Source organism: Pseudomonas sp. Q11 (assembly GCF_024494355.1).
GTDB classification, from domain to species: Bacteria; Pseudomonadota; Gammaproteobacteria; order Pseudomonadales; family Pseudomonadaceae; genus Aquipseudomonas; species Aquipseudomonas hefeiensis.
In genome coordinates this window covers 470,176-484,222 of the sequence record NZ_JAKNQY010000001.1, presented here as the reverse complement: position 1 = coordinate 484,222, position 14,047 = coordinate 470,176, and the positions used below count along the sequence as shown (strand labels likewise).

Below are 14,047 nucleotides of genomic sequence, written 5' to 3'. Positions count from 1 at the left end.
CCATTTCAAAGTCTTGAAACTTGAGTGAGCGTCGATCAAGGCGCCGCGCCGGTCTCAGACCTGCGCGGGCGCGGCGTCGCTCGCTAGCTTTGGGAATTGGGTTTGGTCTTGAGTTTGCCCAGCAGCTTGTCCAGGGACTTCTGGTTCAGCGCCTTGGCCAGCGGGAAATCGGCTGGCATCAACGAACCGGCCTGCGGGTCGAGGCAGTGCTCGACCAGCGCCTGCAAATGTTCCAGCAGACGAGCGGGCAAACGGCTGTCGGCGTTCGGCGTGACGCTGTGCCATTCGACACGCAAGACGCCGTCCTCCAGCCAGGCCACCACTTCACGGGCATGGGTCACTCGGTTCACCGGGGCTACCTCCGGCGGCGGGGTCAGGCTACTGGCGCGCAACCAGCCCTCGGGTGTTTGCTCATGCCCCAGGTAGTTGAACAGCACATCGCCGCTGCTGGCCGGCAACTCGCCGCGCTGGCGCAGCAAGCCGTAGCCAAGGCCCTGGCCGGGTACGTCACGCAAGGCTTGCTTGGTGTTGCGCACCTGCTCGCCTGCGGCGCCGCTGGCGTTCACCCGCAGTGGGTACAGCGTGGTGAACCAGCCGACGGTGCGACCGACGTCCAGCCCGGCAAACGGTGCGTCACGTCCGTGGCGCTCCAGGTCCACCACGATGTCAGTGCGCTGTTCGACTTCGGCCAGGGTCGCGGCGAGGGCGGCGATCAGCAGTTCTTCCGGTTGCGTGCGGTACGCCGCGTGGGACTCGGTCAGCCATTGCTGCGTGCGGCTGGCATCCCAGCGGGACGCCAGTGTCTGGCGCTCGGCGACCGTGGCCATGGGCGGCCGGTTCGTGCCGATCTGGGCATGCCAGTAGCGATGCTCGGTAGCAGCCTTCGCGGCATGGGCTTGCAGGTGCTCGGCCCATTGACGATACGAGGTGGTTTTTGCCGGCAACGTCGGCTGCTCTCCACGTTCCAGGGCGGTGTAGAGCTGTTGGAAGTCTTCCAGCAGCGGCGTCCAGGACACCGCATCGACCACCAGGTGATGGGCCACCAGGTACAGGCGCTGCGGGGTGCCTTCCAGCAGGGCCGCGGCAAACAGCGGGCCGTGTTGCAGGTCCAGGCTTTGCGCAACGTGCAGCAGTTGTTCCGGGTGCTCGCAGCGGGTCAGTTGGGCCGGGGCTACCGGCGCGATGTACGCCTGCCATTGGCCGTCGACGTTGGTGAAACGCAAGCGCAGGGCGTCGTGGTGGGCGACCAGTCGATCCAGCGTGGCTTGCACGATGGCCGGTTCCAGGCGACGGTCGCTGTCGGCCAGCACCGATTGGTTCCAGTGTGCGACCTGGACCTGCTGCTGGTCGAAGAACCACTGGTGCAACGGCATCAGCGGCATTGGCCCGGTCACGTCGCCTTGCTCGGCCTGGGTCAACAGTGTTGTGGTCACGTGGGCCAGCGCCGCCGGGGTCGGCGAACGGAACAGGTCCCGTGGCGTGAGCGAATAGCCCTGTTCACGCAGGCGCGAGATCAGTTTCAGGCCGAGGATCGAGTCACCACCCAGGGCAAAGAAACTGTCCGAGGTGCCGACTTCACGGCCGCCGGTCAAGGTGTCGCCGAGCAGTTCACCGAACAACTGGCAGAGCAGGCGTTCCAGCTCGTTGCGTGGTGCCGCGTAGTCTTTCTGGCTGTGCGGCAAGGGCAGGGCGGCCAGGGCCTTGCGGTCGATCTTGCCGTTGGTGCTCAGGGGCAGGGCCGGGATTTGCACCCATACCGCCGGCACCATGTACGCCGGCAGTTCGGCCGCGAGCTGGGTGTCGAGGTCCGACTGTGCGGTGCTACTGCTGTAGAACGCCACCAGGCGGTTGTCGATGACCAGCGTGCAGGCGCCGGTGATGGCCGGCAGGTTCAGCAGCGCAGCGTCGATTTCTCCCAGCTCGATCCGCTGTCCACGCAGTTTTACCTGATGGTCGAGGCGCCCCAGGTACTCGATGTTGCCATCGGCCAGGAAGCGGCAGCGGTCGCCGGTACGGTACAGGCGGTCACCTTCGATGAATGGGCTGGCGAGGAAGCGTTCCTCGGTCAGGTCCGGGCGTTTCAAATAACCTCGGGCCACGCCGACGCCACCGATGTACAGCTCGCCGATGCTACCAATCGGCAACGGTTGCATGGCCTCGTCGAGGATGTACAAACGCAGGTTGGCGATGGGCTTGCCGATTGGCACGATCACGTCGTTGGCCGAGCAACGCCAGACCGAGACGTCGATGGCCGCTTCGGTCGGGCCGTACAGGTTGGCCAGCGCGGCTGGGTGCAGGCCCATGAAGCGCCGCACCAGATCCACCGGCAGGGCTTCACCGCTGGCGAACACTTGGCGCAGGCTGTGGCAGTTGACCAGGCTCGGCTCCTCGACAAAGGCACGGAGCATCGACGGTACGAAGTGCAGAGTGGTGACCTGTTCCTGCTGGATCAACTGACTGAGGTAGGCGGGGTCGCGATGCCCGTCCGGCCGCGCAACCACCAGGGTCGCGCCGGTGATCAGCGGCCAGAAGAACTCCCACACCGACACGTCGAAGCTGTACGGAGTCTTTTGCAGAACACGGTCGTTCGGGCCAATCGGGAAGGCCTCCTGCATCCAGTGCAGGCGGTTCATCAAGGCGCCGTGTTCGTTCATCACGCCTTTGGGTTGGCCGGTGGAACCGGAGGTGTAGAGCACGTAGGCCAGGTCGTTGGCCTCGACACTGATGGGTTCGAACGCGGGTGCCTGGGGCAGGGCGTCGAGGGTCCAGGCCTGATGCCCGGCGGGCAGGCGCGACAGCCATTGCGCTTGGGTCAAGGTGACCCGGGCGTTGGCGTCTTCGATCAGGAAGGCTAGGCGTGCGGCCGGCAGTTCCGGATCCAGCGGCAGCCATGCGGCGCCGGCATGGACGATGCCGAGCAAGGCCACGACCATCTCCACCGAACGCTCCATGCACAGCGGCACGATGCTGTCGCTGCCCACGCCGGCGGCGCGCAGGGCCCGGGCAACGGTTTGTGCGCGTTGATCCAGTTCGGCATAGCTCAGGCGCTGGCCTTCGAACACCAGCGCTGGGGCGTTGGGGCTCAGGGCTGCCTGTTGGCTGAGCGCGGTGTGCAGGTTGGTCGGGCCGTTGTACTCACGTTCAGTGGCATTCCAACGGTCCAGTTGCTGCTGATCCTGCTGTTGCGGGAACAGTTCGACCAGGGTGCGCCCAGGGCTTGCCACTAGGGCGTCGAGCAGCGCGCACCACTGCGCGCTCCAGCGTTGCATCGTCGTTTCGTCGAACAAGGCCGATTGGTATTCCAGCGCCAGCGTCATGTCGCTGCCGTCGTCCTGGACTTCCCAGCTCTGTTCAAACTTGGCGTCGATCACCGGCAGCATCTGCTCTTCGACGTTCAGCCCCGGCCATTGGCTGCTGTCGACGTGGCCGTAGTTGAGGGAGAACAGCACCTGGAACAGCGGTGTACGGTTCAGGTCGCGGGTTTGCGCGATGGCGCCGACCAGGGTGGCGAATGGCAGGTCGGCGTGGGCCTGGGCGGCGCGCAGATCGGCCTCGAGGTTGGCGAGCAATTGCTCGGCCGGGGCCCGTTGGTCGACGTCGCTGCGGATCACCAGGGTGTTGACCAGACAGGCCAGCAGTGTCTGGGCTTGCGGTTGATCACGTCGGTCCGCCGGGGTGCCAAGGCGAATCTCCCGTTGACCGCTGTAGCGCGCCAGCAGCGCGCTCAAGGCCGTGGCGAGCACCACATAGGTGGTGGTGCCGCGCTGACGGGCGAACTGGCGGATGGCTTCGGCGCGCTGGGTGCCGAGGCGGACGGTCAGTTGCCGGGCGCGACGATCGGCTTCGGCTCCACGCGGATGGTCGATGGGCAGGTCGAGCTGGTAGTCGTCCTGGCCCAGATGGTTTTTCCAGTAGTCCAGGCTGTCACTGCGTCGGGCCTGGGTGTCCGGGTGCTGTTGCCACACGGCGAAATCGACGTAGTCGATCTCCAGCGGCGTCCAGGCCGGCGATTGCCCGTTGAGGCTGGCGGCGTAGGCCTGGGTCAGTTCATCGATGAGCAACTGCATGGCCCAGCCGTCGGTGGCGCTGTGATGCAGGCACACCAACAACAGGTTTTCGTCGCTGCCCTGGCGTTGCAGCAGATGCGCACGCCAAGGCGCGGCGGCGGCCAAGTCGAACGCTGTCATCAGTTCGTCCTGGGCGTTGGCGCAGGCCGCGGTCCAGTCCTGGGTCGCGACGCCAGTGACCGCGAGTGCCGGCCCGTGGTCGTCGATCAGCAGTTGCGGCTCGCCGTCGACGTCGACAATCCGGCTGCGCAGCACCAGATGGCGCTGGCTGAGCTGCGCAAAGGCCTCGCGCAAGACCTGGACCTGCAGCTCGCCGCGCAAGGTCAGGGCAAACGGCATGTGGTACTCGCGGGATTCCGGCACCAGGCGACTGAGCATCCAGAACCGGCGTTGGGCCAGACCCAGGGGCAATTGCGTCGGGCGCGGTTGTGCGCTGATTGACTCACCGGGCATGGCCGCGCGCAGATGCTCGGCCAGGGCCGCCACCGTTGGTTGGGCGAACACCAGCGGCAAGGGCAGGGATACCCCAAGGTGCTCACGGACCCGGCTGACCAGGCGGGTGGCCAGCAAGGAGTGGCCGCCGAGTTGGAAGAAGTGATCTTCGATCCCGACCGGCGAACAACCCAGCACTTCGCCGAACAGTTCGCAGAGTGCGCTTTCAGTGGCGTTGCGCGGTGCTGTGCGCGGCTGGTCGCTTTGGCTCTGTGGCAGCGGCGTGGCGGCCAATGTCTTGCGGTCGAGCTTGCCGTTGCTGTTGAGCGGCAGGCTGTCGAGCTGCACGAACAGGCTTGGCTGCATGTGCGCGGGCAGGCTGTTGTTCAAGTCGGCCCGCAGGGTTGCCTCGTCGGCGTCACCGCACCAGAAACTCACCAGGCGCTGGTCGAGCAACAAGGTGGCGGCATCGCGAACACCGGCCTGCGCCAGCAGCGCAGCGTCGATTTCACCCAGCTCGATCCGCTGTCCTCGCAGTTTCACCTGATGGTCGAGGCGCCCCAGGTACTCGATGTTGCCATCGGCCAGGAAGCGGCAACGGTCGCCGGTGCGGTACAGGCGGTCACCTTCGATGAATGGACTGGCGAGGAAGCGTTCCTCGGTCAGGTCCGGGCGTTTCAGATAACCCCGGGCCACGCCGACGCCACCGATGTACAGCTCGCCGATGCTGCCAATCGGCAACGGTTGCATGGCCTCGTCGAGGATGTACAAACGCAGGTTGGCGATGGGCTTGCCGATTGGCACGATCACGTCGTTGGCCGAGCAACGCCAGACCGAGACGTCGATGGCCGCTTCGGTCGGGCCGTACAGGTTGGCCAGCGCGGCCGGGTGTTGGCCCATGAAACGCCGCACCAGATCCACCGGCAGTGCTTCACCGCTGGCGAACACCTGGCGCAAGCTGTGGCAGTTGACCAGGCCCGGTTCTTCGACAAACGCCCGGAGCATCGACGGTACGAAGTGCAAGGTGGTGACCCGCTCCTGCTGGATCAACTGGCTGAGATAGGCCGGGTCGCGATGCCCGTCCGGACGCGCCACCACCAGGGTCGCGCCAGTGATCAGCGGCCAGAAGAACTCCCACACCGAGACGTCGAAGCTGTACGGGGTCTTTTGCAGGACACGGTCGTTCGGGCCAATCGGGAAGGCCTCCTGCATCCAGTGCAGGCGGTTCATCAAGGCGCCGTGTTCGTTCATCACGCCCTTGGGTTGGCCGGTGGAGCCGGAGGTGTAGAGCACGTAGGCCAGGTCATGGGGCTCGACGCTGATCGGCTCTGCGACCTCAGCGTTTGGCAACGCATCCAGCGTCCAGACGTCATGCCCGGCGGGTAGGCGCGACAGCCACTGCGCCTGGGTCAAGGTGACCTTGGCATCGGCGTCTTCGATCAGGAAGGCCAGGCGTGCAGCCGGCAACTCCGGATCCAGCGGCAGCCACGCGGCGCCGGCATGGACGATGCCGAGCAAGGCCACGACCATCTCCACCGAACGCTCCATGCACAGCGGCACGATGCTGTCGCTGCCCACGCCGGCGGCGCGCAGGGCCCGGGCCACGGTTTGCGCCCGTTGATCCAGCTCGGCATAGGTAAGGCGCTGGCCTTCGAACACCAAGGCCGGGGCGTTGGGGCTCAGGGCTGCCTGTTGGCTGAGCGCGGTGTGCAGGTTGGTCGGGCCGCTGTAATGACGTTCGCTGGCGTTCCACTCGATCAGTTGGCGATGACGCTCTGCCGCCGGCAGCGGTGTCCAGTCCCCGAGGCGGGTTTGTGGCGCTTCGAGCATGGTTTCCAGCAGTTGTTGCCATTGTTCCAGCCAACGCCGGACCGTGGATTCGCTGAACAGCGCAGCGCGGTACTCCAGCAACACCGACAGCACTTCGCCGTCGTGCACTTCCCAGTTCAGGTCGTACTTGGTGGCCTGGGCGGTTACCGCCCGTTCGCGCACCTGCAACTGCGGCCAGTGAGCCGAGGACGAGTCAGCGTTCTGCATGGCGAACAGCACTTGGAACAGCGGCGTCTGGCCGAGGCTGCGCGAAGGCTTCAAGTGCTCGACGACCTGGTCGAACGGCACGTCCTGGTGCTGTTGGGCATCCAGCACACGGTTGCGCACCTGGCCCAACAAACCTTCGAAATCCAGCGCCGGATCCAGATCGGCACGCATGACCACGGTGTTGACGAAACAGCCGATCAGCGGTTGCAGCTCGGCGAATGGACGCTGGGCCACCGGGCTGCCGACCCGTACGTCGTGCTGGTTGGCGTAGCGCCCCAAGAGCAACTGCGCCGCACCGAGCATGAGCATGTACAGCGTGGCACCGCGTTGCTGGGCGAACTGCCGCAGGCGTTCCACCAGGGCGGGCGGCAATTGCAGTTGCACTGCGCCGGCCGCCGGGGCGAGCTGGTTTGGCCGGCCCTGTTCGGTCGGCAGGTCCAGCAGGTAGTCGCCGTCCTCCAGTTGGTTGCGCCAGTATTCCAGTTGGCTGCTGAACGCGGTCTGTTGACCGGGCTCGCGTTGCCAGAGGGCATAATCGGGGTATTGCAGCGCCAGCGCCGGCAGTGCCGCCGGAGTGCCCTGGCACTGGCCGGTGTAGAACTGTCGCAGTTCATCCAGCAGGTTCTGGCTGGAGGCGTCATCGGTGGCGCAGTGGTGCACGCTGAGCAACAGCAGCGACTGGGCGCCGCCGCTGCGTTGCAGCAGTGTGGCACGCATGGGCACTTCGGCGGCGAGGTCGAAACGGCGGCCGGTTTGCGCGTGGATCGCCGCGTCGGTGAGTTGTTGCCACTGCTCGTCGCTGGCGGCCTGCAGTGCCGTGACGTGCAAGGTGATATCGACTTGTGGTTCGACAATCAGCGCCAACTCGCCGTCGGTATCGCGCACGATGCGGCTGCGCAGGATCTCGTGGCGTTGGACCACATTGTTCAGGGCCGTTTGCAGGGCCTGGACATTGAGTTCGCCGTCCAGTTGCACGGCGCTGACCACGTTGTATTCACCACCGCCGGCGCTCAGTTGTTCGAGGAACCACAAGCGTTGCTGTTCGAACGACAGCGGCAGGCGCGCCGGACGTGCCGGTGCAGCGAAGGTTGCCGTCGGAGCTTGCAGGGGATCGCCCAACAGCGCGGCCAAGGCATCAAGGGTCGGGTGTTCGAACACCGCCCGCAACGGTGGCACGCTGGCGAACTGTTGGCGCAGGCGGGCAAACAGCGCAGCCGCCAGCAGCGAGTGGCCACCGAGGTAAAAGAAATGACTGTCACGGCCGATCTGCGACGACGGCACGTTCAACAACTCTGCCCACAGGGCGGCCAATTGCTGTTCGGCGACGCTTCGGGGTGGTTCCAGAGCGTCTGGCGCGGCTTGGATGTCCGGGGCCGGCAAAGCCTTGCGGTTGAGTTTGCCGTTGTCGGTCAGCGGCAACTCATCGAGCAGCACGAATGCCGAGGGCACCATGTAGTCGGGCAGGGCGGCGCCAATGGCTTTGCGCCAGGCGTGAATATCGGCCTGCTGATCGCAGGTCACGTAGGCCACCAGGCGCTTGTCGCCGGGCACGTCTTCACGGGCCAATACCACGGCCTGGCGCACGCCCGGTTGGGCGCCGATCAGGGTTTCAATTTCCCCCAGTTCGACGCGGAAGCCACGAATCTTCACTTGATGATCCATGCGTCCCAGGTATTCGAGCTGGCCGTCGGGCAGCCAGCGCACCAGGTCGCCGGATTTGTACATCCGCGCGCCGGGCAGCGACGAGAACGGGTCTTCGATGAACACCTTGGCGGTCTGCTCGGCACGGTTGAGGTAGCCCAGGGTCACGCCGGCACCGCCGATGTGCAGTTCCCCCGGGACGCCCACCGGCATCGGGTTGAGGAAAGCATCGAGCACGTAAGTGCGCACGTTGGCGATCGGCCGGCCAATGATCGGCCGCAGCGGGAAGTCATCCACCGCGCAGCCGGTGGCATCCACGGTGCATTCGGTCGGGCCGTAGGTGTTGAAGAAGCGGCTGCCGGCAATCGACGGCAGCCGTTGCCACAGTTGCGCGTCCACCGCGTCGCCACCGAACAGCACGAAGCGCGGCAGGTACACCTCGCCACGGCGAACGCCGTCGCTTTCAAGCAGGGCCTTGAGCTGTGCCGGGGTGCACTCGAAGGCTTCCAGACGGGTGTCGCGGAAGAACCCGGCCAGGGCCTCGGGGTCGTAGCGCACGTCTTCCGGGGTCAGGTACAGGCTGTGGCCGTCGAGCAGCAGGATCAGCTCGGCCACCGAGCTGTCGAAGGCGAACGAGTAGTTGAAGCTGGTGCGCATCGGCTGGTCGGTGTAGCGGCGATACAAGCCATGGATACGCGCCCAGGCCAGATTGACCACCGAGCCGTTGGTCACCAGGGTGCCCTTGGGCTTACCGGTCGAGCCGGAGGTGTACATGATGTAGGCCAGGTCGTGCGGGCCGGCGAGCGGGGCCGGGTTGCTGTCTGGCTGGTTGGCGAACAGCGCTGCGTCGCTGTCCAGACGCAAGCGTGGCAGTTCGGCGCCCAGCTGTTCCAGCAGGCCCTGCTGGCCGAGGAACAGTGCCGGTTGCGCATCTTCGAGCATGTACGCCAGGCGATCCACCGGGTAGGTCGGGTCCAGCGGTACATAAGCGCCGCCGGACTTGAGAATGCCCAGCAGGCCGACCAGCAGTTCCAGCGACCGTTCGACACACAGCGCCACCGGGCGGTTGGCGCCGACGCCCCGGCTGCGCAGGTAATGCGCCACCTGGTTGGCGCGCCGGTTCAGTTCGCCGTAGCTCAGGCTGCGGCCTTCGAAACACAGGGCGTCGCGTTCCGGGGTGCGCTCGGCCTGTTGTTCAAACAGCTGGGCAAAGGTCAGGTGCGTCGGCACCTGCATCTCGGTGCGGTTCCACTCGACTACGGTGCGTTGCCACTCCGCGTCCGTCAGCAGCGGCAACGCGGCGACCGGGCGCTGTGGCTCGGCGAGCATGTGTTCGAGCAGATGCTCCAGGCGCTCGAGGGTCTGGCGGGCGCTGTCGGCGACGAACAGGTCGAGGGCGAACATCAGCTCCAGCTGGATCGGCGCATTGGCCGGGCACAGCACGTGCAGGTCCAGGTCGCATTCGGAGTGCCGCAGCGGTGTGTCCAGGGCTTCGAATTCCAGCCCGGGGAAGCGCAACCGCGATTCCATGGCCAGTTGCTGGGCGACCATCACCTGGTACAGCGGCGCATGGCTGAGGCTGCGTGGCAGTTGCAGGCTGTCCACCAATTGTTCGAACGGCAGGTCCTGATGCAGCAAGCCACTGCGCAGACGCTCGGCCACTTGTTTGACCAGGGCGCTGAAGTCGGCTTGCGGCTCGAAGTCGGCGCGGATCGCCAGGTTGTTCAACAGAATGCCCAGCAGGCCTTCGGTGCCCGGTTGTTCACGGTGGGTAACCGGGGTGCCGACCAGCACCGTGGCGTCGCCGCTCAAACGGTGCATCAGCACGGCAAAACCGGCGAACAGGACGGTGAACGGCGTGGTGCCGAGGCGACTGGCAAAGGCTTGCACCCGGCCACTGAGGTCGGCGCTGAGTTCGCGCTGTACGATCCCGGCGCGGTAGCTTTGCACCGACGGCCGAGGATGATCGGTGGGCAAGGCCAGCAGCGGGCTGGCGTCACTGTCGCGACGGTCCAGGGTGGTGGTCCAGTAATCGAGCTGGCGCTTGAGTTCGGCGCCTTGCAGGTGTTCGCGCTGCCAGAGGGCGAAGTCAGCGTATTGCAGTGGCAGGGCCGGCACGTCGGCGGGGGCGCCATTGCAACGGGCTTCATAACCCAGGGCCAACTCGCGCAGGGCGATGGTGGCCGACCAGGCGTCCGAGACCAAGTGATGCAGGGCGATGCCGAGCACATGCTCGCCCGGTGCCAGGCGCAGCAAACGCGCACGCAGCAGCGGTGGGCAAGTCAGGTCAAACGGCTGCTCGAAGGTGTCTTGCAAGGCATTGAACTGCGCGCCGGCGCGAGCGGTCGCGGTCAGCCCCGACAAGTCTTCGAAGGGCAGCGCGATGTCCAGCGATTGACTGATGCGCTGGCACGGCACGCCGTTGGTGCTGTGGATACCGGTGCGCAGGATTTCGTGGCGCACCAGCAGATCGTTCAGGCTGGCGTGCAGCGCCTGGACGTTGAGTTCACCCTTGAGGTGCAGGGCGAACGGGATGTTGAACAGGGTGGTGCCCGGCGTCAGTTGCTCGATGAACCACAGGCGCTGTTGCGAGAACGACAGTGGCAGCAGCGTCGGGCGTGGTTGGGCCTTGGGCACGCTGATCGCACTGGCTTGCGGTGCGGCGGCCTGGGCCTGGCGGGCGCCGATGGCTTCGGCCAGTAAGGCCACGGTCGGCTGCTCGAACAGTACCCGCAATGGCAGGTCCAGTTTGAACTGGGTGCGCAGGCGGGCCACGATCTGGGTCGCCAGCAGCGAATGCCCGCCGAGGGTGAAGAAGTTGTCTTCCACGCCCACCGTGTCGCGCCCCAGGACCTCGGCCCAGACAGACGCCACGCTGGTTTCCAGCGCGTTGCGCGGAGCGATGCTGTGCTGGGTGTCGGCCTGCCAGTCCAGTTCTCGGGCGGCCAGGGCCTTGCGGTCGACCTTGCCATTGTTGTTCAGGGGCAGCTTGTCCAGGCAGACGAAGGCCGCCGGCACCATGTACGGCGGCAATTGCGCCCGCAGGTGCTCACTCAGGTCGTCGCTGCCCAGGGCCTGGTCATGGGCCGACCAGTACGCCACCAGCCAGGCTTCGCCGACGGTGTTTTCCCGCAACAGGACCGCGGCTTCACGCACGTTCGGGTGCTGGGCGAGACGGTGTTCGATTTCCGTCAGCTCGATCCGGTGCCCGCGCAGTTTGACCTGCTGGTCGCGGCGGCCGAGGTATTCGATCACCCCGTCTGCACGCCAGCGCCCCAGGTCACCGGTGCGGTACAGGCGACCTTCGAGTTGAGGATGGTCGATAAAAGCCTCGGCGGTGCGTTGCGGGTCGTGCAGGTAGCCGCGGCCGACGCCGACGCCGCCGACACAGATTTCCCCGGCCACGCCAACCGGCACCGGGCGCAGGGCTTCGTCCAGCACATACAGACGGTTGTTGGCGGTCGGCTGGCCGATGGGCATGTGGCTGACTTCGGCCCCCGGCGCTTCGAAGATCGGCTGGAAAGCCACGTCGTCGGCGCATTCGGCCGGTCCGTAGGCGTTCATCAGGGCGATGTCGGGGAACCGGGCGAACCAGTCACGGGCCACGGTCGGCGGCAGGGCTTCACCGGTCGGCAATACCCAGCGCAGGTCCGGCAGGTGCAGGTCGCACGGGCACAGCGCGAGCACGGTGCGCATCAGGCTCGGGACGACTTCCAGCACGTTCAGGCGCTCGCTGGCGAGCACCTGCAGCAGGCGTTGCGGGTCGTGGGCGACTTCATCCGGAAGAATGTGCACGGTGGCACCGAGCACCGGCGCGGCGAGGAACTGCCACACCGAAATGTCGAACGCCACCGAGGCGGTCTGGGGTATCCGGTCGGCGGCGCTGAGGCCCAGGGCCGGTACTTTGCCGAAGATGTTGTTGAGCATGCCGCGCTGTTCGATCATCACACCCTTCGGAGTGCCGGTCGAACCGGAGGTGAACAGCACGTAGGCCAGGCTGTCCGGACCGGCGAGCACCGGCAGAGGCGCGTCGTTGCCGGACGTCCAGCAGGCCTCGGCGAACAGCGACTCGGGCGCCCGGTCGAGGCCGCTGAGCAGTTGATCGAGCAGGCCGCTGCAGGCTTCGCTCGCCACCAGCAGAGGCGCGCGGGACAGCCCGAGGATTTCCCGCAGGCGCTCGGGCGGGTGATTGACCTCAAGGGGCAGCATCGCTGCGCCCGCCTTGAACACGGCCAGCATCATGGTCAACAGCGCCAGGCCACGAGGGGCCACCAGCGCGACCAGTTGATCTGCACCGACGCCGGCCTCGCGCAGGGTATGGGCCAGGCGCGTGGAACGCAGGTCCAGCTCGGCGTAGGTCAGTGACTCACCGGCGCAGATCGCGGCGACCTGATCACCGCGCTGGGCCACCTGGGCGGCAAACAGCTCGGAGTAGCTTTGATCCAGCGGGAAATCGTGGCGGTTGAGTGCCCACTCGCCCAGCAACTGTTGGCGTTCCTCGGCGGCCAGCAGTTCGAAGCTGGCCAACGGCGCGTCGGGGGCGGCGAGCATGCTGCGGACCAGGCTGGCGATGTGGCCCAGCAGGCGTTGCACGGTGGCGGCCTCGAAACGTTCGCGGTCATAGGACACGCGGATGCCCAGCTGTTCGCCCGGCAGGATCACCACGGTCAAGCCGTAGTGGGTGTGCACGCTGTGGTCCATGCCTTCGAGGCTGAACTGGAAGCCGCCTTCGAGGATCTGTTCGTCGATGGGCGCGTTTTCGAACACCAGGATGCTGTCGAACAGGGTCTCGCCCCGGGGGAAATCGCTCCAGCCCTGGATGTCGGTCAACGGCGTGTGCTCGAAGTCACGCATGTCGACGTTGAGCTTCTGCAAGTCGCCCAGCCAATTGCCGAGCGTGGCATTCGGGTCCACCGACACCCGCAGTGGCAAGGTGTTGATGAACAGGCCGATCATTTGTGCGACGCCGGTCAGGTCGGCCGGACGCCCGGCCACGGTGACGCCGAAGACCACGTCCTGTTGCCCGCTGTAGCGCGACAGCAGCAGTGACCAGACGCCCTGGAAAAACGTGTTCGGGGTGATCCGCCGATTGCGGCAGAACGCCGCCAGTGCCTGGGTTTCCTGCTCGTTCAGGTGAATCAGTTGGTCGTCCACCAGTACCGCATCGGTGTAGCGGTCGCGGGTCACGCCGTTGTCCACGGTCAGTGGCGTGGGCGCGTTGAGGCCTTGTAGCTGTCCGCGCCAGAATTGCTCGGCCTTGCCGGCATCCTGGCGTTGCAGCCACTGGATGTAATCGCGAAACGGCCGAGGGCTTTTCAGCTCCGGCGTGCGGTCGTTGCACAGCGCTTCGTAGACTTTGAGGAAGTCCACGGTCACCAGGGAAATGCACCAGGCGTCCATCAGGATGTGGTGGAAGCTGCGAATGAACTCGTAGGACTCGTCAGCCAGGCGCACCAGCCGGAAGCGAATCAGCGGTGGTTTGGACAGGTTGAAGCCGACTTTCTGCTCGTCTTCCAGCAGGCTGCGAATCCGCGCTTCCTGCTCATGGGGGGCGAGCCCGCGCAGGTCGAGGGTGTCCAGCGGTACCTTGACCTGGCGATGGATCACCTGCACCGGTTGCTTCTGGCTTTTCCACTGGAAACTGGCGCGCAGGGAAGGGTGCAGCGCCACCACCTGGCGCCACGATTCGAGGAACGCCCCTTCATCGATGGCCCCGCCGATGCGGTAGCGATCCTGCATCAGGTAGACACCGGAGTCTTCGTGCAGCAGGGAGTGGAACAGCATCCCTTGTTGCAGCGGCGACAGCGGGTAAATGTCTTCGATCGGGTTACCGGTGGTTTTTTCGCTGGTCATTGCAAGGGTCCTGCGTA

1 protein-coding gene is annotated in these 14,047 nt (G+C 66.0%); it reads right to left on the bottom strand.

The features are described 5' to 3' along the window. Nucleotides 1-83 precede the first annotated feature (83 nt). The gene (locus MA884_RS02010) at nucleotides 84-14,030 is read right to left on the bottom strand and encodes a non-ribosomal peptide synthase/polyketide synthase (RefSeq protein ID WP_256228745.1); all 13,947 of its coding nucleotides are present in this window, start codon (nucleotides 14,028-14,030) and stop codon (nucleotides 84-86) included. Between the last annotated feature and the right edge of the window lie 17 nt (nucleotides 14,031-14,047).

Bases quoted from the DNA above. Each gene is read 5' to 3' on its own strand.
- MA884_RS02010 (WP_256228745.1), bottom strand. From the start codon at position 14,030: ATGACCAGCGAAAAAACCACCGGTAACCCGATCGAAGACATTTACCCG.